The 24443-nt window shown below is 65.3% G+C and carries 22 protein-coding genes; 14 read left to right on the forward strand and 8 right to left on the reverse strand.

The window, feature by feature from the left end:
* Nucleotides 1–11 precede the first annotated feature (11 nt).
* Nucleotides 12–947, forward strand: a complete 936-nt coding sequence (gene era / locus AB7849_RS13755; RefSeq protein ID WP_008215674.1) for a GTPase Era — start codon at nt 12–14, stop codon at nt 945–947.
* 112 nt (nt 948–1059) lie between these two features.
* Entirely contained in the window at nt 1060–1782 is a 723-nt protein-coding gene (gene recO, locus AB7849_RS13760; protein ID WP_008215672.1) for a DNA repair protein RecO, read from the forward strand.
* Nucleotides 1783–1797: 15 nt separating this feature from the next.
* Here the strand turns inward: recO and AB7849_RS13765 are convergent, their stop codons facing one another.
* A complete protein-coding gene (locus AB7849_RS13765) occupies nt 1798–2535 on the reverse strand; it encodes a response regulator (RefSeq protein ID WP_237711924.1) in 738 nt (245 codons plus the stop codon).
* A 45-nt stretch (nt 2536–2580) separates the two neighbouring features.
* Here AB7849_RS13765 and AB7849_RS13770 point away from each other — a divergent pair, with 45 nt between their 5' ends.
* From AB7849_RS13770 to fabV, 10 genes are all read left to right on the forward strand, one after another.
* Nucleotides 2581–4605 (forward strand): hypothetical protein, encoded by a 2025-nt coding sequence (locus tag AB7849_RS13770; protein ID WP_008215667.1) that lies wholly within the window; start codon nt 2581–2583, stop codon nt 4603–4605.
* 38 nt (nt 4606–4643) lie between these two features.
* The gene (locus tag AB7849_RS13775) at nt 4644–5252 is read left to right on the forward strand and encodes a YdbL family protein (protein WP_008215666.1); all 609 of its coding nucleotides are present in this window, start codon (nt 4644–4646) and stop codon (nt 5250–5252) included.
* Nucleotides 5253–5511: 259 nt separating this feature from the next.
* Nucleotides 5512–6825 carry a 23S rRNA (uracil(1939)-C(5))-methyltransferase RlmD gene (gene rlmD, locus AB7849_RS13780; RefSeq protein WP_008215663.1) on the forward strand — a complete coding sequence of 438 codons (1314 nt, stop codon included), beginning with the start codon at nt 5512–5514 and terminating at the stop codon, nt 6823–6825.
* 150 nt (nt 6826–6975) lie between these two features.
* Nucleotides 6976–7500 carry a CYTH domain-containing protein gene (locus AB7849_RS13785; protein ID WP_008215662.1) on the forward strand — a complete coding sequence of 175 codons (525 nt, stop codon included), beginning with the start codon at nt 6976–6978 and terminating at the stop codon, nt 7498–7500.
* On the forward strand, nt 7500–8513 hold the full coding sequence (gene nagZ / locus AB7849_RS13790; protein WP_008215660.1) for a beta-N-acetylhexosaminidase: 1014 nt from the start codon (nt 7500–7502) through the stop codon (nt 8511–8513). Before AB7849_RS13785 ends, nagZ begins: the two co-directional genes overlap by 1 nt.
* On the forward strand, nt 8510–9067 hold the full coding sequence (locus AB7849_RS13795; RefSeq protein WP_008215659.1) for a hypoxanthine-guanine phosphoribosyltransferase: 558 nt from the start codon (nt 8510–8512) through the stop codon (nt 9065–9067). Before nagZ ends, AB7849_RS13795 begins: the two co-directional genes overlap by 4 nt.
* A 99-nt stretch (nt 9068–9166) precedes the next feature.
* A complete protein-coding gene (locus tag AB7849_RS13800) occupies nt 9167–9928 on the forward strand; it encodes an S-methyl-5'-thioinosine phosphorylase (protein ID WP_008215657.1) in 762 nt (253 codons plus the stop codon).
* A 163-nt stretch (nt 9929–10091) separates the two neighbouring features.
* Nucleotides 10092–10298: a cold-shock protein gene (locus AB7849_RS13805; RefSeq protein WP_008215655.1), complete on the forward strand. Its 207-nt coding sequence runs from the start codon at nt 10092–10094 to the stop codon at nt 10296–10298.
* 317 nt (nt 10299–10615) lie between these two features.
* A complete protein-coding gene (locus tag AB7849_RS13810; protein ID WP_008215653.1) occupies nt 10616–11365 on the forward strand; it encodes a copper homeostasis protein CutC in 750 nt (249 codons plus the stop codon).
* A 107-nt stretch (nt 11366–11472) separates the two neighbouring features.
* Nucleotides 11473–12672: an enoyl-ACP reductase FabV gene (gene fabV, locus AB7849_RS13815; RefSeq protein WP_008215651.1), complete on the forward strand. Its 1200-nt coding sequence runs from the start codon at nt 11473–11475 to the stop codon at nt 12670–12672.
* Nucleotides 12673–12761: 89 nt separating this feature from the next.
* On the opposite strand, the gene AB7849_RS13820 is transcribed toward fabV, so the two are convergent.
* Nucleotides 12762–13760 (reverse strand): AraC family transcriptional regulator, encoded by a 999-nt coding sequence (locus tag AB7849_RS13820; protein WP_008215649.1) that lies wholly within the window; start codon nt 13758–13760, stop codon nt 12762–12764.
* Between the two features lie 128 nt (nt 13761–13888).
* Here AB7849_RS13820 and AB7849_RS13825 point away from each other — a divergent pair, with 128 nt between their 5' ends.
* The gene (locus AB7849_RS13825) at nt 13889–15631 is read left to right on the forward strand and encodes an N-acyl-D-amino-acid deacylase family protein (protein WP_008215648.1); all 1743 of its coding nucleotides are present in this window, start codon (nt 13889–13891) and stop codon (nt 15629–15631) included.
* 62 nt (nt 15632–15693) lie between these two features.
* On the opposite strand, the gene AB7849_RS13830 is transcribed toward AB7849_RS13825, so the two are convergent.
* Nucleotides 15694–16314 (reverse strand): DedA family protein, encoded by a 621-nt coding sequence (locus AB7849_RS13830; protein WP_092704819.1) that lies wholly within the window; start codon nt 16312–16314, stop codon nt 15694–15696.
* Between the two features lie 233 nt (nt 16315–16547).
* Nucleotides 16548–17603 carry an ornithine cyclodeaminase gene (locus AB7849_RS13835; RefSeq protein WP_369501176.1) on the reverse strand — a complete coding sequence of 352 codons (1056 nt, stop codon included), beginning with the start codon at nt 17601–17603 and terminating at the stop codon, nt 16548–16550.
* 137 nt (nt 17604–17740) lie between these two features.
* On the opposite strand from AB7849_RS13835, the gene AB7849_RS13840 reads away from it, so the two are divergent.
* Nucleotides 17741–18160, forward strand: a complete 420-nt coding sequence (locus tag AB7849_RS13840) for an Lrp/AsnC family transcriptional regulator (RefSeq protein WP_008215641.1) — start codon at nt 17741–17743, stop codon at nt 18158–18160.
* 141 nt (nt 18161–18301) lie between these two features.
* Here AB7849_RS13840 and AB7849_RS13845 read toward each other — a convergent pair whose 3' ends face one another.
* The 4 genes from AB7849_RS13845 to AB7849_RS13860 all read right to left on the reverse strand — a co-directional run bounded on the left by AB7849_RS13845 (nt 18302) and on the right by AB7849_RS13860 (nt 24353).
* Nucleotides 18302–19870, reverse strand: coding sequence for a phospholipase D-like domain-containing protein (locus tag AB7849_RS13845; RefSeq protein WP_369501178.1), 1569 nt, complete (start codon nt 19868–19870; stop codon nt 18302–18304).
* A gap of 162 nt (nt 19871–20032) precedes the next feature.
* Complete coding sequence (locus AB7849_RS13850; RefSeq protein WP_008215636.1) at nt 20033–22507, reverse strand: hybrid sensor histidine kinase/response regulator; 2475 nt, start codon at nt 22505–22507, stop codon at nt 20033–20035.
* Nucleotides 22508–22709: 202 nt separating this feature from the next.
* Nucleotides 22710–23213 (reverse strand): PepSY domain-containing protein, encoded by a 504-nt coding sequence (locus AB7849_RS13855; RefSeq protein ID WP_008215633.1) that lies wholly within the window; start codon nt 23211–23213, stop codon nt 22710–22712.
* 237 nt (nt 23214–23450) lie between these two features.
* A complete protein-coding gene (locus AB7849_RS13860; RefSeq protein ID WP_008215632.1) occupies nt 23451–24353 on the reverse strand; it encodes a LysR family transcriptional regulator in 903 nt (300 codons plus the stop codon).
* Nucleotides 24354–24443 lie beyond the last annotated feature (90 nt).

Consider the following 24443-nt stretch of genomic DNA (forward strand, 5'->3'; position numbering starts at 1 on the left):
ACACTTTCCCCATGAACGACGAACTGGAAGCCGGTTTCGCCGGCGAATTGCCTCACGAGGATTACCGTTGCGGGCTGGTCGCGCTGGCCGGCCGCCCCAACGTGGGCAAGTCGACCTTGCTCAATGCCTTGATCGGTTTTCGCCTGTCCATCGTCAGTCCGCGGCCGCAGACCACGCGCCATCGCATCCTGGGCATTGCCAACAGCGACGCCGGGCAGATCATGTACGTGGATACGCCTGGCCTGCATCGTGGTGCCAAACGGGCGATGAATCGCAGCCTCAACCGGGCCGTGCGTTCGGCGATCAGCGAGGTGGAGCTGGCCGTGCAGGTGATCGAGGCCGGACGCTGGACCGACGAAGACGAGGCGCTCTACGCCGCGTTGGCCGAGCAGAAGCTGCCGCGCCTGCTGGTGATCAACAAGGTCGACCTGAGCAAGGACAAGACCGCGCTGCTGCCGTTCGTGGCCGAGCTGGGCAGCACCCACCATTTCGACGCGATCCACTATGTCAGCGCGCTCAAGCGCAAGGGGCTGGAGCAACTGCAGCGCGACATCCTCAGCCGCCTGCCGGTGCGTCCGCCGGTATTCGGCGAGGACGAAATCACCGATCGCAGCGAGCGCTTCCTGGCCGCCGAAATGGTGCGCGAGCAGTTGATGCTGCGGCTCGACCAGGAATTGCCGTACGCCACCACGGTCGAGATCGAGCAGTTCAACGACCGTCCCGACGGGGTGGCCGAGATCCATGCGGTGATCTGGGTTGAACGTGATGGCCAGAAAGCCATCGTGATCGGGCAGGGCGGTGCCCAGCTCAAGGCCGTCGGCAGTGCCGCGCGCCGACACATGGAGCGCATGTTCGAGCGCAAGGTGTTCCTCAAGTTGTGGGTGAAAGTGCGCGAGGGCTGGGTGGATGACGAGGCCATGCTGAAGAAACTCGGCTATACGGATTAGAGCGAGGAGATGAGTGGAGAGGAGTGAGCAGTGAGAGAAAAGCCTTGGTAACCGTGGCTTTCCCGCTTTTCTCTCACTTCTCACTCCTCCCGCCTCACTCCTGATTCCCCCCATGCGCATCGACCAGCAACCCGCCTACGTCCTGCACGCGCGGCCCTACCGGGAGACCTCGTTGCTGCTTGAGTGCCTGACCCGCGACCACGGTCGGCTTGGGGTGGTTGCTCGCGGGGTGCGCAGCGAGCGCGGTCGGCTGCTGCGTTCGCAGCTTGAGCCGTTCCAGCCGCTGGCGCTGGACCTGTTGATGCGCGGTGAACTGGCCACCTTGCGGGCCGCCGACACGCTGGCCAACGGGCTTCGCCTGCAAGGCGATGCGGCCATGGCCGGGCTCTATCTCAATGAACTGGTGGTGCGCCTCACCGAGCGGCAGGACCCTTCGCCCACGCTGTTCGATGCCTACGCCCGGACGCTGGCGCGGCTGGGTAGTGACGATCCGCTGGCGTGGACGCTGCGGCGCTTCGAGCGCGATCTGCTCGATGCCCTGGGTTATGCCTTGCAGCTGGAATTCGAGGCGGATTCCGGCGAACCGGTCGCCGCGGAAGGCCTTTACCGTTACGACGTGGAGCAAGGTCCGGTGCGGCTGCACGGCGCCAACGTGCGTGCGGTGCGCGGCGCCGACCTGCTTGGTCTGGCGCAGGATCGTGCTCCCGATGCCGCAGGCCTTGCCGTCCTGCGCGACATGATGCGCGAGGTGATCCGCTTCCATCTCGGCGGCGGCGAGTTGCGCGCGTGGCGGGTGCTGTCGATGGCGCTGACGTCGCGCGGCCGGCAACGGTAGCGGTGTGATGCCGGGTCAGTTGCGCACCGGTCCCAGTGCGTGCAAGGTGGCTTGCAGCGTGTCGCGGAAGGGCTCCAGCGGAATCGGGGCATCGGCCGGAGCGTCACGCAGCCATTGCTGCAGGGTAACCGTGCATTCGGCCAACGCCGCCGCGCCGCAAAAGCCGCAGGACGAGCGCAGGCGATGCAGGCGTTCGGCCAGGGCCACGCGGTCGTTGCAGAGTGGTGCCAGCTCGCGCTCCAGATTGGTCAGTTCGTCGTGCAGCAGGCCGCGCAATGCCTGCATGGTGCGCGCGTCGCCGGTGCTGTTCAGGGCGGCGGCATCGTCAAGCAACGGGGCGCCACCTTCGCAACGGCTCAAGGCCAGCACACGACGCAGTGCCTTCAGATCGCAAGGCTTGATCAGGATTTCACCGAAGCCGGCCCGCAGCAGGCCGCGGCGATCGAGCGATCCCGATTCCGCGCTGCTGGCCACTGCCGGGCTGGCATGCGAGGCGGCATCGGGGCTGGCCCGCAAGGCGTCGAGCACCTCCCGCGCACCGGCGCCGGGCATGCGGCAATCCAGCAGCAGCAGGTCGAAATGCTTGCGGCGAGCCAGCTCCAGCGCGGCCGGGCCGTCGTCGCAGGTCTCTACCTCGGCGCCCAAGTGGCGCAGGCCATCACCAAGGAAACGCCGGCTGGCCGGATCGTCGTCAGCCACCAGCACCCGGAGTGCGGGAGCGTCGGGAGCCGGGCAGGAAACGGGGTTCGGCATGACGAATTCCTTGTCGTTCATCAGACTTTGGCAGAATGGCGCGACATGAGTTCCATATCAAGCCGCCTGTTGCTGTTCCTTTGTGTCCTGTGCGCCGCGTCATGGGTTGCGCCCGCGCGGGCCGACATCGTGCTGGCCGCCAAGCGGATCACGGTGGCCGGTGTCGATTTGCAGAACGTGCAGGCGCGCATAACGCCCGGTACCTCGGCGGGTACCCTGCAGCTGACCTTGCAGGCCGACAAGGCGGATATCCCTGGGCTCGGCTGGCGGCGCGTGGGTCTTGATCTCGATGGCACGCTGCAACGCGATCCGCAATTGCGCTGGATGTTCGACGGTTCGACCAAGGTGACCGGTGCACCGGGGCGGGCACTCGACCATGCGCTGCTCGCGCTGGTGATGGATACCACCTCCAACACCCTGCAGATCGATCTGGAACAGGGCAAGACGCAGGTGAATGCCGCGTTGCCGCTGGACCAGACCACTCACGCGCAGATCAGCCTGAAGCAGTTGCCGGCGGCCTGGCTGCAGGGCTTGCTCGGGTCGGTGTGGTCGGGCCATGTCACCGGTGGCAGGCTGGATGCGGAGCTGGCGCTCGACGTGCGCGACCACGGGATCCAGTCCTCGGGCGATTTCACCCTGGCCGGGATCGGTTTCGACACGCCGGCCGGCACCTTGGCCGGGCAAGGGCTGGCGGGCCGCGGACGACTCGGTATCGATACCACCGGCGGTGCCGCGCGCATCGATTTCGACGGCAACCTGCACGATGGGCAGTTGCTGCTGGGCACGATTTTCGCGAAGTTGCCCGCCCATCCGGTGCAATTGGCGCTGACCGCCGAAGCCGATCACGGCGCCGTGGCGTTGAGTCGTCTGCGGGTCAATGATCCCGGGGCCATGCAGATCGACGGCAGCCTGGCCTTCGATGCCCGCGGCCATCTGCAGAAGCTTCACCTGACTCGCTTCCATGCCGCATTCCCGGTGGCCTATCAGCGTTACGGCCAGGCCTGGCTGAACACGCTGGGTTTGCAGAACCTGCACATCGATGGCCAGATCGACGGGCATCTGGACCTGGCGGCAGACGGCTTGCGCAGCTTTGCCTTCCGTACCGATGGGCTGGACATGGCGGATGGCGCCGGGCGCCTTGGCGTCGGGAACCTGCGTGGCGGGCTGGACTGGTCGGCACAGGGTGAACGTCCCGCCACCACGCTGGCCTGGGACAACCTCAAGGTGTACCACCTCGCCAATGGCGCTGCCGTGTCGCACTGGCAAAGCCGCGGCGGCAGCCTTGCCTTGCAACAGCCGCTGACGATGTCGGTACTGGGTGGCCAGTTGCGGCTGGGGTCGCTGGATTGGCGCCCGGCCGCAGCCAAGGGCCAGCGGCTGTCGACCTCGCTGGCCGTGACCGGAGTGGACATGGCGGCCTTCAGCAAGGCCATGGGCTGGCCGCAGTTCCCGGGCACGCTTGCTGGCGCGATACCCTCGCTGCATTGGGTGGATGACCGCATCGAGCTGGATGGCGGCTTGTCGGTCAGCGTGTTTGGCGGCTTCATCGACATCACGGGGATGACGCTGCAGCAGCCGTTTGGCGCCAATCCGGTGCTGACCGGCAATGTCTCGCTGAAGCAGCTTGACCTTGCCGCATTCACCAGCGTGTTCGATTTCGGCAGCATCACCGGGCGCATGGATGGCCATATCAACAACCTGCGGCTGGTCGACTGGACGCCGGTGGCGTTCCAGGCCTCGCTGCTGGCCGGCGGTGGTGGCCGCATCAGCCAGCGCGCGGTAAACAACCTCACCACGGTCGGTGGCGGCGGCATTGCCGGTGGCCTGCAGGGCGCCGTGCTGAAGCTGTTCAAGAACTTTTCCTACAAGCGCATCGGCCTGAATTGCACGCTGCAGGCGAATGTGTGCCAGATGGGTGGTCTCGACAGCAGTCCGGACGGCTACACTATCGTCGAAGGCAGCGGCTTGCCGCATCTGGAAGTGATTGGCCACCAGACCCGCGTGGACTGGCCGACCCTGGTGCGGCGCCTGAAGGCCGCTGTCGAAGGATCGGGGCCGGAAATTCGTTGAGTCCGGCCATGCCTGCTGTTTCCCCACCGGAGCCACCCATGCGCAAGATTGTTTACGGATTGCTGACCACGCTGTTCATCGCCCTGGTGGGTTGCGTCACGATCAACGTGTATTTCCCTGCCGCCGCCGCGCAGAAAGCGGCCGACCAGTTCATCGGCAACGTGCTCGACGGCAGCGGAGCCGCCGCGCAGCCGACACCGAAGCACGACACGGACAACGCGCCGACCCAGGGCAGCGATCCCTCAGCCATGCTGCTGGACCTGCTGGTGCCCGCCGCGCAAGCCGCCGCGACACCGAACCTGCGCGTGCAGACGGCCACCACCGAAGCCTTGCGCCAGCGCATGCGCACCCGCTTCGAGAATAGCCTCGAGGCCATGCTGGACAGTGGTGCAGTCGGTTTCACCAACGACGGCCTCGTCGCGCTGCATGACGCCAGCAAGATTCCGCTGGCCCAGCGTGCCCAGCTCAACGCGACCATCGCCGACGAAAATCGCGACCGCAACGCGCTGTACCGCGAGATCGCCAACGCCAACAACCATCCGGAGTGGGAAGCGCAGATTCGCGCCACCTTCGCCAAGGGCTGGATTAGCCACGCCCGCGCCGGCTGGTATTATCAGGACGCCTCCGGCGCCTGGAAGCGCAAGTAAGCGCGCCGCGCCCTGGATTTTTCGCCCGATTGACGCGCCCGGGTCCAGCGACTCGGGCGCGCTTGTCCAGGAGTCTGTCGGACTCGGGTTGGCCGGGCTGCAAATCGGGCGATGTGGTCCATAAATCGGGCGATGTGGTCCATCTTTCCGCCGAATCTGGTCCCATGGAATCCCTATGGGCGGCGAATCGTCGAAAACCTGTCCACACACTGCCCGATTTTTGCCTCGACCACCCAAGCCCGACAGACTCCGAGAGCCCATGCCAGCAGCCATCGAAGCCACCATCACCGACCTCACTCACGACGGCAAGGGCGTCACGCGCATCGACGGCAAGGCGGTGTTCGTCAGTGGCGCCCTGCTGGATGAGCGGGTGCTTCTGCGCATCAGCAAGCGGCATCGCCACTACGACGAAGCCGAGGTGGTCGAACTGCTGCAGCGCTCGCCGCATCGCGTCGAGCCGAAATGTCCGCACTTCGGCCTGTGTGGCGGTTGTACCTTGCAACACCTGGATGCCGAGGTGCAGATCGGCATGAAGCAGCGAGTGCTGGCCGACAACTTCACGCGCATCGGCAAGGTGACGCCGGCAAGCTGGTTGCCGCCACTGACCGACGAACCGTGGGGCTATCGCCGCAAGGGACGCCTGTCGGTACGCGCGGTGCCAAAGAAGGGGCGGGTGCTGGTCGGTTTTCGCGAAGAGGCCAACCCCCGTCTCGTTGCCGATATCCGGCGCTGCGAAGTGGTGCATCCCGTGCTCGGCGAACGGATCGCGCTGCTGGCCGAATTGATCGACGGCATGGATGCGGTGGCCGATATCCCGCAGATCGAATTCGCCGCCGGCGACGACACCATCGCGCTGGTGTTCCGTCACATGAATCCGCTCAGCGAACGCGACCAGGCCGCGTTGGTTGCCTTTGGCCGGCAGCACGGCTTTGCCATCTACCTGCAGCCGGGCGGGCACAGCAGTGTGCACCCGCTGTGGCCGGAGCACCCGCGACTGGCGTTCACGCTGCCGGCCGGCGGCGGAGCCGATGATGTGGAGCTGGAATTCCAGCCGCTGGATTTCGTCCAGGTCAACGCCGGCATGAATCGGCGCATGCTGGCACGCGCCATGGATCTGCTCGACCCGCAGCCGTCCGATCGCGTGCTCGACCTGTTCTGCGGACTGGGCAACTTCACCTTGCCGATGGCCCGGCGCGTGGCCGAAGTGGCTGGCGTGGAAGGCGAACACGGACTGGTCGAGCGCGCCACCGAAAACGCGCGCCGCAACGGCATCGCCAACGCGCACTTCCATGTCGCGAACCTGTTCGAGGACCAGCGCGGTGCCGAATGGGCCCGTCAACCCTGGGACAAATTGCTGCTCGATCCACCGCGTGCCGGCGCCGACAAGCTGCTCGACTACCTGCCGCACAAGGCCACGAAGCGCATTGTCTACGTCTCCTGCCATCCGGCATCGCTGGCGCGCGACGCGGGCATTCTGGTGCAGCGACACGGGTTCAGGTTGACGTCGGCCGGCGTGATGGACATGTTCCCGCATACGGCACATGTGGAATCGATTGCGCTGTTCGAACGATGAAAAAGCGAGAAGTGAGGGGGGAGAAGTGAGCAGCGAGAGAAAGCAGGCGCGCCGGACGGACGCTGCCCACTTCATTCGATTTGGCGACAGCGCGGATCGTGCACCGGTTTTCGCTCACGGCGCATTCCTCTTTGCTCACTCCTGATCCCCATGCCCATCGAAATCGAACGAAAATTCCTGTTGAACGGCGACGGCTGGCGCGGGCAGGTCACGCGCAGCGAACGCATGGCACAGGGCTATCTGGTCGGCGCAGCGGCATTGCAGGCCGGGCATGCTCGCGCTTCAGTGCGGGTGCGTCGCAGCGGCGATGAGGCCTGGCTCAATATCAAGGCCGCGCGGCTGGGCATCGAGCGGGCGGAGTACGAGGTGGCGTTGCCGCCGGATGAAGCCGACGAGATGCTGGCCACCTTGTGCGATGGCGTGCTGGAGAAGATCCGCCATTACGTCACACTCGATGGCATGCTTTTCGAGATCGACGAATTCCTGGGCGCCAATGCCGGCCTGGTGGTGGCCGAGATCGAGCTGCCGACGGCCGATGCCTGCTTCCCGCGCCCGATTTGGCTGGGTCGCGAGGTGAGTGCGTTGGCGCGCTATTACAACGTCAATCTGATCGTGCATCCCTACGCCGAATGGTCGGTGGCCGAGCGCGATGCTGCCGAGGGAGAATCTGCCTGATGTTGCTGATTGGTCTGGCCGGAACCGACATTGCCGAAACCGAACGTGCCTGGCTGACCGCGCCGGGCGTGGCCGGCGTGATCCTGTTTGCGCGCAATTTCGCCAGCCGCGATCAACTGATCGCGCTCACCGAATCCATCCGTACGGTCGGAGGCGAGCACCTGCTGGTCGCGGTGGATCAGGAAGGCGGACCGGTGCAGCGCTTCCGCGAAGGCTTCACCCGCTTGCCGGCACTGTCGAAGATCGGCGCGGCATACGATCGCGATCCCGAGGACGCGATCCGGCTGGCCGAGGAACACGCTTGGGTGATGTCCAGCGAACTGCGCGCCAGCGGCGTGGATTTCAGCTTCGCACCGGTGGTGGACCTGGCCCGCGGCAATGCCGCCATCGGTCCGCGCGCTTTTCACGCTGATCCGGCCGTGGCCGGCGAACTGGCCACCGCCTATGTGCGTGGCATGCACCTGGGCGGTATGGCGGCGGTGCTCAAGCATTTCCCGGGACACGGCTCCGTGGCCGCCGACACACACAAGGCGCAGGCGATCGACCCGCGCTCGCTGGACGAGATCCGCGCGGCCGACCTGCGCCCGTTCGTCGAGGCGCTGGATGCACACGCCGAGGCGGTGATGATGGCGCACGTCGTCTATCCTGCCGTCGATGCGCAACCGGCCGGCTATTCCCGCGTGTGGATCGACGAGATCCTGCGCGGCGAACTGGGTTTCGCCGGGCTGGTGATCAGCGACGATATCAGCATGGCCGCAGCCGGCGTGGCTGGCAGCGTGACCGGCCGCGTGCAGGGGCACCTGGCCGCTGGCTGCGACCTGGTGCTGGCCTGCTTCCCGAACGTGGTGGCTGAAGCCATTGCCGCGCTGCCGGCACTGCCGCCTGCCACCGCCGAACGCATGTCCGCCTTGCGCGGCGCCCTTGGCGCCAGCTGGGACGGATTGCTCGACAACCCGCAACGCGACCGTTTCGTCGCCCGCATCACGGCGCTCGACGCCGAGGACCACGCATGACCACTCCGACTCCTTCCCTATCGGATGCGCTGAGCCAATCCGAGGTCTTGTTTGAACACGCCGAGATCGAATCCGTGATTGCCGACCTGGGGCGCCGCATTGACGCCGAATTGAACGGCGAGCGCGCCGTGTTCCTGACCGTGATGAACGGCGCGTTGATGTTCGCCGGCCAGTTGGCGTTGTCGATTCGCACCGACCTGGAATTCGACTACGTGCATGCCACCCGCTATCGCGGCGAGACCAGCGGCAGCGAGCTGCACTGGTTGCGCGAACCGGTGGCGGAGATGACGGGGCGCACCGTGTTGCTGGTGGACGACATTCTCGACGAAGGCCACACGCTGAAAGCCGTGCGCGACCATTGCCTGGGCCAGGGGGCGAAACGCGTGCTGATCGCCAGCCTGTGCTGCAAACGACACGACCGCCTGGTGGAAGGTATCGCCACGGATTTCAACGGCGTCGAGCTGCCTGATCGCTACGTGTTCGGCTACGGCATGGACTACCACGAGCAGGGCCGCAACCTGCCGGCGATCTACGCGCTGAAGGAAACCGTGTAGGAGCCCGCTAGCGGGCGATGCTTTTCGCCGCGTAACGAATAGCATCGTGCGCAGAGTGCGCTCCCACATTTTCGATTACCCCGCAAGCGGATCACGACGATGCCCCAGCCCAAGCCGACCTCCATCGACCTCGCCGTCATCGGCGGTAGTGGCCTGTACAACTTTCCGGGCCTGCAGCATGCCGAGCGCCACACGGTGGACACGCCTTACGGTGCCGCCTCGGGCGATATCGTGGTGGGCGATTTCGCCGGCAAGCGCGTGGCCTTCCTGGCGCGTCATGGCGAAAGCCACAACCTGCCGCCGCATCGGGTCAACTACCGCGCAAACCTGTGGGCGTTGCACAAGCTTGGCGCGCAACGGGTCATCGGCGTCAACGCGGTAGGTGGCATCCGGGCCGACATGGGGCCGCGTGTCACCGTGGTGCCCGACCAGGTCATCGATTACACCCACGGTCGCTACACCAGTTTCTGCGACGCCGACGGCGCCGAGGTCAAGCACATCGACTTCAGCGAGCCGTATACCGAGTCGTTGCGGCGCGACGTGTTGGCGGCGGCGGGCAGGGCGAACGTGGCGGTCATCAATGGCGGCTGCTACGGCGCCACTCAGGGGCCGCGGCTGGAAACTCGCGCAGAGATTGCGCGGATGAAGCGCGACGGTTGCGATCTGGTCGGCATGACCGGCATGCCCGAGGCGGCACTCGCGCGGGAACTCGAACTTGCTTACGCGTGCCTTGCGCTGGTGGCGAATTTCGCTGCCGGTTGCGGTGACGAAGCGGAAATCAGCATCGAGGAAATCTTTGCGCATCTGGCCGCGGCCACGGCAAATGTGCCGCCGATCATCGAGGCATTGCTCAAAAATTGAGCATGATAGCGGGGCCTCGCGCACATCAAGCCGTTCAACATATTGCGCTTTGACTGCAAACATGTTGATACTTCTCCTTGTGTCGGCGGCGAGGGGCCGGGGGGTTCAGTTGGTTCTCGCAAAGGCTTTGGCACATCCTGTCCATGAGTCAGAGGTTCCCGCAATGCGTTTCGGTACGGTCAAATGGTTCAACGATGCGAAGGGTTTCGGTTTCATCGCGCCCGAGGATGGTGGTGAGGACGTGTTTGTCCACTTCTCCGCGATCAATTCCAAGGGCTTCCGTAGCCTGCAGGAAGGCCAGCGCGTGAAGTTCGAAGTCACTCCGGGCCCGAAAGGTGCCCAGGCTTCCGGCGTCGAAATCGCCGCCTGAGTTTTGCCGGCCGTCCTTCGCGTCGGCCACATGCAGTACGAAAGCCCCGCGCCCACGGCGTGGGGCTTTTTTGCTTCATGGGATTTCGGACTATCCATAGGCCACTCCGGAAGATCATTGCCGATCTTTCCGGGACGCGAGTTCTCGCCGGGCAAGCAGGCTCGCCCGACGAGAAAACCGCGTGCATGATGGCGACTTGCCATGCGGGAGACGAAAGATGAGGTATGACGGGTCACTGCCGGAGGCAGCTTTGCGTGGTGCGTCGGCGCGGGCGTTGATGATGCAACGCGACGTTCATTGCAAGGCGTCCGCGGCCCATGCGTAATGCATTGCTCGAGGTGGCTGCCAACTCGGTGGCTTCGGCCTGCGCGGCACAGGACGGTGGTGCCGGGCGCGTGGAATTGTGTTCTGCGCTGGAACTCGGCGGCCTCACGCCATCGCACGCCACCATCGCGCTGGTGCGCGAGCGCTTGCGCATTCCGCTCTACGTGCTGATTCGCCCACGCGCCGGCGACTTCCTCTACAACGATCTCGACATCGAAGTGATGCAGCGCGATATCGAAACCTGCGCGGCGCTCGGCTGCGATGGCGTGGTGCTGGGCGTGCTCGATGCCGAGGGTCAGGTGGACATGCTGCGTTGTCGTGCCCTGATCGGTGCAGCCGGGCGCATGGGCATCACTTTTCACCGCGCCTTCGACCTCGCCCGCGACCTGCATCGCGCGCTGGAAGATGTCGTGGCCCTCGGCTGCGAGCGGGTGCTCACCTCCGGCGGGCAATCCAGCGCGATGGAAGGCGCCGGCCTGATCCGCGAGCTGACGACCCAATCCGCCGGACGTCTTTCGGTGATGCCGGGGGCCGGCGTGCATGCGGACAACATCGTCGGGCTAGCTGCCGCCACCGGCGCCCGTGAATTCCATGCGTCCGCCAAGCAGCAGCGTCCCTCCGGCATGCGGTATCACGTCCCGAGGCTGGCCGACATGCAGACGGGCGAATGGCGCAGCGACGAGGAACAGGTGCGTGCGTTGGTGACGGCGCTACAGACGCTGGCCCGGGAACCGGGGCGATAGAAGTCGCGCGGCCTGCCACAACGCCGCGTTTTGCCTCCCTACCGCAGCGCATGGACCGCCGCCTTGGTTACTATGGCGCACTGCGAATCTCCAGCGGAGCGATCCAAGTGATTATCAAACCCAAAGTGCGCGGCTTCATCTGTGTCACGGCCCATCCCGAGGGCTGCGAGCGCAATGTGCTCGACCAGATTGCGATCACCAAGGCCGCCGGCCATGCCGGCCAGGGCCCCAAGCGCGTGCTGGTGATCGGCGCGTCCACCGGCTACGGCCTGGCCTCGCGGATTACCGCGGCCTTCGGTTACGGCGCGGCCACGCTCGGCGTGTTCTTCGAAAAGCCCAGCAGCCCGGAGAAGACCGGTACCGCCGGCTGGTACAACGCCGCCGCGTTCGACAAGGCCGCCAAGGCGGCTGGCCTGTACAGCAAGTCGATCAACGGCGACGCGTTCGCCCACGAGACCCGCGCCAAGGCCATCGAGATCATCAAGAACGAAATGGGCGGCCCGATCGACCTGGTGGTCTACTCGCTGGCTTCACCCGTGCGCAAGCTGCCGGACAGCGGTGAAGTGGTGCGCTCGGCGCTGAAGACCATTGGCGAAAAATTCACCAATACCTCGGTCGACACCAACAAGGACACCGTGATCGAGGCCAGCATCGAGCCGGCCACCGAGCAGGAGATCAAGGACACCGTCACCGTCATGGGCGGCGAAGACTGGGCGCTGTGGATCGACGCGTTGAGCAATGCCGGCGTGCTCGCCGACCACGCCAAAACCATCGCCTACAGCTACATCGGCACCGAGATCACTTGGCCGATGTACTGGCACGGCACGCTGGGCCAGGCCAAGCAGCACCTGGACAACACGGCGAAGCAACTGCGCAGCCGTCACCCCGGCCTTGAAGCCTATGTCGGCGTAATGAAGTCAGTCGTCACCCAGGCCAGCGCCGCCATCCCGGTGATCCCGCTGTACGTGTCCATCGCCTTCAAGATCATGAAGGAGAAGGGCATCCACGAAAACCCGATCGAACAGGCCAACCGCCTGTTCCACGACCGCCTGTATCGGGCCGACAGCGCTCCCGCAGCCACCGACGACGAAGGTCGCCTGCGCCTGGACGACTGGGAACTGCGCGACGAAGTGCAGAACGCCTGCAAAACCCTGTGGCCCACGGTCACCACCGAAAATCTGCGTGAGATCACCGACTACGCCGGCTACAAGCACGAGTTCCTGAAGTTGTTCGGCTTCGATCGGGCGGATGTGGACTACGACGCGGAAGTCGAAGCGGACCGTCGGTTTGATTGCGTGGAGCTTTGAAAGCCGTTCGATGAGGCGATGGGTCGGATGACGACTTCATCGCTTTGGGGTACGTGCAATGAGGCTGGGCGTAGTGCCCACCCACGCGTTCATCGTCCATCCCGCGGCGTGTGCCCGGTCCATTGCCGGTAACTGCGCGTGAGTGCGCTGTGCTCGGAGTAGCCGAGCAACTGGGCGATGTCGGCTACCGACAGGCGCGGGTCGCGCAGGTAGATTTCGGCCATCTGGCGGCGCACGGTTTCCAGTTCGGCACGGAAGCGCGTGCCGGATTGTTGCAGGCGGCGTTGCGCCGTGCGGGGCGTGAGGCCGAGCCGTCGGGCCACGCGGGGCAGGGTGGGTTCACCGTCATGCAGCAGCGCGCCGGTGGCCGTGCGGATCTGCATGACGAAGGGTTCGTCGTGTGCCGGCCACCGCGCGAGCAACTGTTCGGCCTGCCGCTCCATCAGGGCTGACAGTTCCGCGTTCGCCGAACGCAGGGGCTGGGCCAGGGTCGCGAGGTCGAAGCGCACGCGGGTCACGGGTGCGGTGAATTCGACCGGGCAGCCATAGGCCGCGCGATACGCGGCAGTGTCGCGTGGTGCCGGATTGACGAATTGCACGCATTGCGGCACCACCGGGCCGGCGGCGATGGCGCGGCAGTAGCAGATCAACACCGTGATGGATGTTTCATCGACCAGGGGGCCGGGTTGGCCGTAGTCGATGCCCCAGATCAGGTCGACGTACTCGGCCTCGGCCAGTTGCAGCATGGGCGTCTGGTCGTACACCAGCCGCTGGTAGCGCTGCAGCTTTTGCAGCGCGGTACCCAGCGTGGGCATCGACTGCAGCAGGAATCCCAGCGTGCCAAAGTGCTGCGGCTGGATCGTCTGGCCCACGCGCAGACCCAGTAGCGGATCGCCCAGTCGCTGCGATGCGCGTTGCAGCAGCGCCATCCAGTGCGCCATGGGAACGCCGGCGGCCGGCTCGGGCGATTCGTCGGGCCGGGCCTCGCCCAGCAGGTCCTGGCCATCGAGTCCGAGCGCATGCAGGTAGTCGTGCAGCAGGCGGACGAACGCGGGCGAAACGCTTGGGCCGGGCATCGATTTGGCCACGATCAGGCTCCGCGGAGGTGAACGTGCAGCTTGGCGTGGTGGCGCAAATTGTCAAGACGAGGTGCGTGGCGTCTGACAGGATCGTGACAGGCCATGCCACGGCGCCGACAGCGCGAGGGGTTCCAACGATGCCAACTCCCTACGATGTACTGATCCGGCGCGGCACCGTGTTCGACGGCACCGGCGCACCACCGCGTATCGCGGACATCGGCGTGCGCGAAGGCCACATTGTCGCCATCAGCGAAACCCCGCTGGCCGAAGCGGATGCGACGAAAGTGATGGATGCCAACGGCCTGTGGGTCACGCCGGGCTTCATCGACATCCACACCCATTACGACGCCGAGCTGCTGCTGGAACCGGGACTGCAGGAATCGGTGCGCCACGGCGTCACCACCTGTTTCGTCGGCAGCTGCTCGATCAGCATGATCTACAGCGACGCCGAGGATGCCTCGGATATTTTCACCCGCGTGGAGTCGATCCCGCGCGAGTACGTATTGCCCGCGCTGCGCGAAAAGAAGACCTGGAACGACGCGGCCAGTTACGTGGCGCATCTGCAAAGCCTGCCGCTGGGGCCGAACATCGCCAGCTACATGGGTCACTCGGACCTGCGCGTGGCGGCGATGGGGCTGGGCCGCTCGGTCGACCCGAAGCAGGTACCGACCGAGGCCGAACTGCAGCTCATGGAGAAGCACCTCAACGAGGGCATCGACCACGGCCTGCTCGGCATGTCGGGCATGACCAATCCCTGGGACAAGGTCGATGGCGATCGCTACCGTTCCTCCGCCTTGCCGTCGGTGTATGCGCGCTGGAGCGAGTATCGGCGCCTGCACAAGCTGCTGCGTCGGCGCGGCGCGATCCTGCAATCCGCGCCCAATCTCAACAATCCGATCAACGCGGTGTTCTACCTGTTCACTTCGGCCAGCCTGGCCGTGCGCCGCCGGCTGAAGACCACGCTGATCACCCTGATGGACGTCAAGGCGAAGCCGAAGATCGACATCGTGATGGGCGCGGTCACGCGTTTCTTCAACGCCTGCCTGGGTGCCTCGTTCCGCTGGCAGGCGTTGCCGCAGCCATTCCAGGTGTATGCCGACGGCATCGACTTCGTGATCTTCGAGGAGTTTCCCGCCGGCGAGGCGGCGCTGCATCTGAAGCGCGAATTCGACCGCCAGAAGTTGTTTGCCAGCCCTGACTACCGCACGAAATTCAAGGCGGATTACAAAAAAAAGTGGGGCGGACGCGTGTGGCATCGCGACTTCGGCGACGCGCATGTGATCGATTGCCCGGACAAGTCACTGGTCGGCAAGACCATCCGGCAGATCGCCGACGAACGCGGCGAGCACGAGGTGGACACCTTCCTCGACCTGGTGATCGATCACGGCCCCAGGCTGCGTTGGTCGACCTTGATCGGCAACCACAATCCGAAACGGGTGGCGATCAACCTCAACCAGCCTTACGCGATCATGGGCTTCTCCGATGCCGGCGCGCACCTGCGCAACATGGCGTTCTACAACTTCGGCCTGGCGCTGCTGCAGCTGACGGTGCAGGACGCCCCGGTGATGACGCCCGAGAAGGCGGTGTGGCGACTGACCGGCGAGATCGCCGACTGGTACGACCTGGACACCGGCAAGCTCGCACCCGGGGCCCAGGCCGATATCGTGCTGCTGGATCCCGTTGCGTTGAAACGCACACGACTGGATCGTTATGCCGAGGCCCCGTTCGAAGCCATGGGCGGGCTGCAACGCGTGGTCAACCGCAACGACGGGGTGATCCGCTGCACGCTGATCCGGGGCCAGCTGGCGTTCGAAAACGACACGCCGTCGCCGCTGCTCGGAAGGCAGGCCATGGGGCGCTTCCTGGCCCGCCGTCCCTAAGGCCGATGTGCGTGGTGTCCGGGGCAGAAACTCTTCCTGCCGGCATGCTCCGGAGGCGCGCGTCACTCTTCGCGCAAATGTTTCACATGGCGCCAGACATACAAGCCGAAGGCGATCAGGAGCATGGCCAGGATCACTGCATCGAAGCGGTGGAACCAGTTGCCCAGGGTGTCCCAGTGCTGCCCCAGCTTTTCGCCGATCCAGGCCAGTAGCGCGCACCAGATGAGCGAGCCCAGGAAGGTGTAAAGGCAGAACCGCCAGATCGGCATGCGTGCCACGCCGGCGGGAAAGGAGATGAAGGTGCGCACCACGGGCAAAAGCCGTCCCACGAAAATGATGATGCCGCCATGTTCGCGAAACCAGCGGTCGGCCAGGTCCAGGTCCCTGCGCGAAACCAGCAGATACCTGCCGTAGCGCTCCACCAGTTTTCGACCACCCCACGCGCCGACTGCATAGGCCAGCAGCGAGCCGAGCACGCAGCCGACAGCGCCGGCCAGTGCCACGATCCACAACACCAGGGTGCCCTTGAAAACGAGGTAGCCGGAGAACGGCATGATCACTTCCGACGGCAACGGAATGCAGGCGCTCTCGATTCCCATCAACAGCGCGATGCCGAGATAACCGCTGCGCGTGATCAGGCCGATGATGCTCGCGGCGAGCAGGCTGAACAGTTTCGCGACCATGGGCTTCCGGCAGTTCGAGGGAAAGCCGCGATGTTAGCGCAGGCCGACCTGTGCCAGTGACCCGCGGAGCCCATGGTGTCGACGGGAACGCCGCATGCGTGGCCATCCACGACATCATCGGTTTCCGCGATATGCCACGGGCGAGGGCGGTCTTGCTGCGGGCTGCGCAACAGCGCGCCAGGCGGTCGGCGGAACGGAGGCAGGCTTGGCCTGCTTCCGTTCCATGCCGTGGCTCAGGCGACCTTGCTGCCAGGCTTGGCGGCCGTGTCGGTCATGTAACCGAACAGGTTCTTCGGGTCGGCCATGTCCGGGATCAGGCCGGCGTCGCGGCCCATGCCCATTTCGCGGGCGTAGTCGCGCATCATGCGCAGCGAGGCATAGTCTTCCAGCGCAAAGCCGACCGAGTCGAACAGGGTCACTTCCGAGGCCTCGCGACGCCCGGCCATTTCACCGGCCAGCACGCGCCACAGTTCGCACACGCGGAAGTCGGCCGGCATCTGCTGCAGCTCGCCCTCGATGCGGCTCTGCGGCTCGAATTCGACGAACACGCGGGCACGCTCCAGCACGCCGGCGGCCATCTCGGTCTTGCCCGGGCAGTCGCCGCCTACCGCGTTGAAATGCACGCCCGGGGCGATCATGTCGGCGGTGATGATGGTGGCATTGGTCTTGTCGGCGGTGACCGTGGTGACGATGTCCGCGCCGCGAACGGCGTCGGTGGCATCGGTGCAACGCACCACGCGCAGCTTCGGCGCCGACAGTGCCAGATTGGCGACCAGCTTGTCGGTGGCGGCCGGGTCGACGTCGAACAGACGCACTTCCTCGATGTCCATCAGGTGATGGAAGGCGTTGGCCTGGAATTCGCTCTGCGCGCCATTGCCGATCAACGCCATCACCTTTGAATCCGCACGCGCCAGCAGGCGCGCTGCCATCACCGAGGTGCCGGCGGTGCGGATCGCCGTGGTCAGGGTCAGTTCGCTGATCACCGCCGGGTAACCGGTCGGCACGTCGGCCAGCACGCCGAACGCGACCACGGTCGACAAGCCCTTGGCCGGGTTGCCCGGGTGACCGTTGACGTATTTGAAGCTGTATTCGCGGTCATCGCAGATCGGCATCAGCTCGATCACGCCCACCGGCGAATGCGAGGCCAGGCGCGGCGTTTTCTCGAAGGCCTGCCAGCGGCGGTAATCGGCCTCAAGATATTCCACCATGCGCGACAACACGGCCGGCAAGCCATGAGTGGCGACGATACGGGCGATGTCGGAGGTGGTGAGCAAGGTGGTCCGGGGCATGGAAATCTCCTGGCAGGTCGGCGGGATAGCCGTTCCCACCCCATTCTCCGGATGGCAGTGACAGCGCGATATGGCACAATTGACCGCATATCACCAGTTTTCTGCCTTTATGACAGGAGTGACTGACGGAATGACCGATGGATGATCTCGACCACCAATTGATTGCCAAGCTTCGCCACGATGCCCGTGCTTCGGTGGCCGACCTGGCCAAGCACCTGCAGGTCTCCCGGGGTACGGTCGGCAATCGGCTGGCCCGGCTCGAACGCGATGGCGTCATCACCGGCTATACCGTGCGCCTGCGCCCGGACAGTGCACCGGACGACATCCACGCATGGGCCTGCATCGCCGTGGAAGGCAACCAGCATGCGGTGATTCGCGCCCTGCTGGGCGAACCCGGCGTGGCCGAACTGCATGACACCAACGGCCGCTGGGACCTGCTCGCCGGTTTGCAGGTGGCATCGCTGACCGAGCTGTCCAGCGTGCTCGAACGCATTCGCGGCATTCCAGGCATCACCGCCACGGAAACCAGCGTGCATCTGAAGACGTTTCGCGGCTGACGACGGCTGGAATCCGGCGAGAGCCGGGACGGCAAGGATGCCATCCGGCTGCCACCATCACGTCGAACGACAGCCCAGTTTCGCCATGCACGCCATGCATGCCTGCCTGATGGCCATCACGTGCCGCGTGGCTGGCCGCTACTAAAGCAGGCTTTCCACCGGCAGCAGCTTGAGCATTTGCACTTCCACCCGGCGCGTGGTGGTGACGCCGGGATCATGGTCGTAGGTCACTGGCTTGCCGTGTTCGGTGGCTTGCCATTGCATCGTGCCGCCGTGCGCGGAGCCATCGGCCTTCAGCGTCACGTGGTAGGCGTATTGGGGTTGCGTGGCGGTGTCGAAGAACGCGGTCACGGCTTCGGCCAGCGCCGGGCTGTCGACGATGATGCCCATCTCGGTATTGAGCAGCTTCGACCGGGCGTCCATGTTCATCGAACCGATGAACACTTTTTGCCGATCCACCACGATGGCCTTGGCATGCAGGCTGACACCGGAGGAGGTACCACCGACGGTGGGGGGCTGCGGCGCACCGGTGGCCGGCTGCAGTTCATACAGTTGCACGCCGTGTTCCAGCAGCGGTCGGCGATAGCGCGAATAGCCCGCATAGACGATCGGTTCGTCGTCGGAGGCAAGCGAATTGGTCAGTACCTTGATGGTCACGCCGCGTTGGGCGAGCGCGTCGAGATAGGCCGTGCCGCGATCGCCGGGGATGAAATAGGGCGAGATCAGCAGCAACTCGTGTTGGGTGGCGTCGGTCATCGCCTTGATGTCCGGACCTATGCGCAGTTCGGGCTGGTCCGAGCTGGCCTCGATCTTGGCCGGCTGGTCGGCCACCAGCGTGGCCGGCCCCCAGAACCACTTGCCCGGGCGATCGGCGGAAGGGCCATTCGGCAGCTCGCTCAGCGTCGCTTGCGCGTAATCCGATTGCGCGAACTTGCGCGCGTCATGCGCCAGCTCCACGCGCAGCTTCGCCAGATCGTAGTGGTCGGCATGCTTGCCGGCGAACGCCTTCACCGGATACGCCGCGGCGCAGTTCCAGTATTCGTCGAACGCATGTTCGGCCTGTTGCACCACCGGACCGATCGCGATCAGGTCGAGGTCGCGGAAGTTGGTGTTCTCGCCGGCATCGAAATACGCGTCGCCGATATTGCGGCCGCCGATGATGGCCACGTTCGCGTCGGCAATGAACGACTTGTTGTGCATGCGGCGGTTGAGCCGGTGCATGTCCAGCATGAACTGGGCGGCCTTGGACAGCAGTGACGGCTTCTTCGTGGCAAACGGGTTGAACAGGCGCACTTCGATGTTCGGATGGGTGTCCAGCGCGTCGAACAGGTCGATCGACTTGCTGGCGTTGATGTCGTCTACCAGCAGACGCACGCGTACGCCGCGATCCGCCGCGGCCAGCAGCCGTTGCGCCATCAGCCGCCCGGTCGCGTCGTTGTCGAAGATGTAGTACTGCAGGTCCAGCGAATGCTTGGCATGGTCGGCCAGCGACACGCGGCTCATCAGTGCATTGGTGCTGCGCATGAGCAGGCGAAAGCCGGACTCGCCCTGGTGCTGATCCGCTTCGGCATGCACGTAGCGCGCCGCCGGCGTGCCCTGCGTTGGCGGCAAGGCTTTCGATGGTTGCTTGACTACCGGGGCCGGCGGCGAGCAAGCGGCCAGTGCCAGTGTCAGCAAGGCCAGTCCAGTCATGGTGATGAGATACCGCATGTCTACGTCCCCTTTGCGCCGCGTTTTCGGGTCAGCTTGCGACGTCTGACCGCTATCGTCGGCGTACTCTGCAAAGCCGATCGTGAATTTCACGCGACAGTAATGGTGGACGGTTCAGACGGATTGGGCGCGCCGTCGGGCCCTCGCTTCGCGCGGCCCGGGTCAGCCCAGTCCGAACAGGATGTCGCGAATCCGCTGTCGCAGCGTGTCCAGCGAGAACGGCTTGATCAGCACGTGCATGTCCGATTCCAGTTGGCCGCTGCCGACCGTGGAATGCTCGGCATAGCCGGTCATGAACAGGATCTTGAGACCGGGACGCGTGATGCGTGCCTGGTCGGCCATCTCGCGGCCGTTCATCGAACCGGGCAGTCCGACATCGCTGACCAGCAGGTCGATCGGTACATCGGATTGCAGGATGGCCAGGCCGGCATCGCCGTCGTCGGCCTGCAACACGGTGTAGCCGGTGTCGGCCAGGATTTCGCAGACCAGTTCGCGGATCGACGGCTCGTCTTCGACCACCAGGATCGTTTCGCTCTGTCGTACCGGCTGCGGTGGCCGGGCTGGCTGCACGGCCGGATTGTCGGCTGTGCCTGCCTGGTGGCTTGGCAGGTAGATGCAGAACGTGGAGCCGGCGCCGGGTTCGGAGTGGATGCGCACCTGGCCGCCAGACTGGCGGGCGAAGCCGTAAATCATCGACAGGCCGAGACCGGTGCCCTGGCCGATTGGCTTGGTGGTGAAAAAGGGATCGAAGGCGCGGGCGATCACGTCCGGCGTCATGCCGGTGCCGGTGTCGGTGACGCATAGCGAGACATACGGGCCCGGTTCGAGTTCGCAGGCGGCAGCACTGCGTTCGCCCAGCACGTGGTTGGCGGTCTCGATGGTCAGGTGGCCGCCCTCGGGCATCGCATCGCGTGCGTTGATGCACAGGTTGAGCAGGGCGTTTTCCAGTTGCGGCGGGTCGACCAGGGTCGACCACAGGTCGGGGGCGCGGACCACCTTCAGATGGACCGATGGGCCGATGGTGCGGCGGATCAGGTCCTCCATGCCGGCGACCAATCGGTTGATGTTGGTCGGGCGGGGGTCAAGCGTCTGTTGCCGTGAAAAGGCGAGCAGGCGCTGAGTCAGCGACGCGGCGCGGCGCAGCGCGGTCTCGCTGAGCTCCAGGTAGCGCGGTACCTCTTCGGGCTTGCCCTGGTCGAGCTTTGCGCGCGCCGCCTCCATCGCGCCCATGATGCCGCCGAGCAGGTTGTTGAAGTCGTGGGCGATACCCCCGGTGAGCTGGCCTACCGCCTCCATCTTCTGTGCCTGGCGCAGCGCAGCCTCGGCGCGCGCCAGTGATTCGGTGGCTTCCTTCTCGGCGGTGATGTCGCGCGCGCTGCAGTAGATCTTGTCATCCTCGGGGATGGCCACCCATGACAGCCAGCGGTAGCCCCCGGCGGCGTGGCGGTAGCGATTCTCGAAGCGCAGCGCCGGCTCGCCCAGTTCGATGGCCCGGGCGAACGCCACCCGGGTGCGGGCCAGGTCATCGGGATGCAGGAAGTCGAAGAACGAGGTGCGGACGATGGTCTCTTCCGGCCACCCGAGGATGGCCTGCCAGGCGGGGTTGGACAGCTCGAAGATGCCCTCCGCATTGAGCACGCCCATGATGTCGGTGCTCAACTGCCACGTACGCGCACGGCCGTGCATGCGATGCGCGATCTGGAGCTCGAGGTCGGCATTCAGCGCCCGCAGCCTGGCCTCGCTGGCGCGCAAGGCATTTTCGGCCCGGGTGCGTTCGGTGGCATCGGTTCCCTCGACGAAGATCCCGATGACTTCGCCCCGGCAGTCCTTGATCGGCTGGTAGACGAAATCGAGGTAGAACTGGCGGACTGGCGCATCGGGCGCCGGCTGCATGGCGAAAGGCGTCGCCGTGGCCGTGTACGGCATGCCGCTTTCGTAGACCACGTCCAGCAGGTCGACAAAGCCCTGTGCGGCGGCATCGGGCAGGGCATCGGCCACGGTCCGTCCCAGGATCTCGCGCTCGCCGACCAGGCGGATGTAGCCGGGGTTGGCCAATTCGAACACATGCTCGGGTCCGCGCAGCATGGCCATGAACGACGGGGCCTGCTCGAACAGTTCGGCCATGCTCTGGCGTTCTTCCATCGCCCGCATCGAAACCAGCACCTGTTCGGTGGTTTCGGTGCACACCACCAGCACGCCGCCGACACCGCCGGGCGCCGATCTGTCGTCGATCGGACCGTAGCTGTAGGTCCAGTAGGTGTCTTCGTCGCGACCATCGCGACGCATGACGAGGTGCTGGTTCTCGTGCCAGGTGGCATTGCCACCGGACATGACCTGCGCGATCTGCGGTCCGATCTCGTTCCATATTTCGGGCCACACCTGTTGCGCGGGCAGGCCGAGCGACGAGGGATGACGCTCGTCGGTAAGCGTCTGTCGGTAGGCATCGTTGTAGAACCAGATGCCGTCCTTGCCCCAGAACACGCACAACTGGTGGCGCGAGTTGAGAATCAGTCGAATGGCGGTGCGCAATGCCTGCGGCCAGCCATCCGGATTGCCCAGTGGATGCACGGTCCAGTCATGCGAGCGTATCAACGCCCCCATTTCGCCGCCGCCGGCGAGAAACGACACATCCACCATGAATCAGGCCCCCGTTCGCTTGGGCAACCGCAGCACCGGTCGCACCGCGTGGCCTGCAGGCTACCATTGCCGTCGGGTCGCGTGGGCGAATCACGAGGGTTCAGGCAAGACCGGCATGCCTCGCGCCGGAGCTGCTTGGAGCGAAAAGAACCCGGCGCCATGACTCGCGCCGGGCTTTCGGAATACCTGTGGCATTCACCCGTCAATCGTGCGATTTGGCGACCACGCTGCCGTCATCCGGATCCACCAGCAGGTCGACATCGTGGCCATGGGCGTTCTTGGCCTCGGCGCTCCAAAGGCCGTGCTTGTAGTCCACGTCGTGGACATTCTGGTAACCGGCGGCCGCCAGCTTGGCGCTGACTTCGTCCTGGTTGAGTTTCGACGGAGCGTCGTCGACATAGACCTTGCCGTTGACCGGGCCCACGCGCAGGTCGACCCACTGCTTGCCGCCGCCGCGGGCCTTGCTCTGCCACACGCCATCCTTGAACTTCAGGCCCTTGACCTCCTTGAAGCCGGCATTGGCGATCGCCGTCTTGATGCGCGCTTCGCTCAACGCGCCCTCGGGTCGACGCGAGGTCCAGTTGGAAACCGTGGTGGTGGTTCGCGTGGTGGTCGTCGCCGTATGCGTGGCGGGCGGCGTGTCCTGTGCAAAGGCAAGGCTGCAGACCGACAGGCCAATCAACAGGGGAAGCGTACGCTTGATCATCGGAAACTCCTTGCGACATGGAAGGCAGGGCCGTGCTGTTTGCACGGGCCCAGCCCCTGTGAGCCCGCGCCATGGCGGCGTGGGCCGGTGTGCCGTGGATGGAATCACCGTGTTTTGCACGATGGCGTGAACGCGCGCGTGATGCTTCGGTGAAAGAACGGCACCAGTGAGCCGCGCCGCTCGATGTGCAGGGCCATTTGCCGGCCTTGCCGGGAAAAATGAACGAAAGCGGTATCGTCACTCGCCGCGCGTGGCTGCGTTCGCGACATGGGTCAGCGCCGCGATGAAATTCTCCGCCTGCGGACTGCCGGCGTTGCGTAGGCGCACGGTGCCAAGCTCGATCTGGGCCGGCTTGCCGCGCAGTTGTCGATAGCGGACACCGGCGCGTTGCAGGTTGCGCACGGAGGAGGGCACCAGCGCCACGCCCATGCCGCTGGAGACCAGCCCGATCACGGTCTGCATCTGCCGCGCATGCTGGGTGATCTGCGGGGCGAAGCCGGAGGCGTGGCAGTGGCGGATGGTGAGGTCGTACAGGCCCGAGGCGATCTCGCGCGGCGGCACGATGAAGCTGGCTCGCGACAGCGTGCGCAGATCCAGCGGGCCGTCGCCTTTCGCTGCGGGGTGGGTCGACGGCGCGGCCAGCACCAGTTCCTCGCGCATGATGCCCTTGAACGCCAGGTCCGGTTCGTCGACCGGAGCCAGGGCGATGCCCAGGTCGAGCCGCGCCGCGCGCAGCTCGCGGATTTGCGCATCGGTGGTCAGTTCGTGCAGCTGCACTTCAACCATCGGGAACGCGGCGCGGAAGTTTTTCAGTGCCGGCGGCAGAATGCTGTAGTCCGCAATCGAGACGAAGCCGACCGAAAGCATGCCGATGTCGCCGCGATCGGTCTGCTGCGTCTTGACCCGGGCGTGCTCCATCCGCGCCAGCATGGCCTGTGCTTCCTCGTAGAACACCGTGCCCGCCGCGGTCAGCAACACGCCGCGGTTGCTGCGTTCGAGCAATTGCACGCCCAGCTCGTTTTCGAGGTTGCGGATCTGGATCGACAGCGGCGGCTGCGAAATGTGCAGGCGTTCGGCGGCGCGCGAGAAACCGCCTTCCTCGACGATGGCCACGAAGTAGCGTAGCTGCCTGAATTCCACTATTCGCGTTCCATATGGCTGGACTATCTGTATTGTATTGGACGCTATGGTGAGCGTCCAACCAGAATGGTTTCAGCCACCAGCCAATGT

Origin of the sequence: Rhodanobacter sp. FW021-MT20, from assembly GCF_041107475.1 — a bacterium.
Taxonomy (GTDB): Bacteria; Pseudomonadota; Gammaproteobacteria; order Xanthomonadales; family Rhodanobacteraceae; genus Rhodanobacter_A; species Rhodanobacter_A glycinis.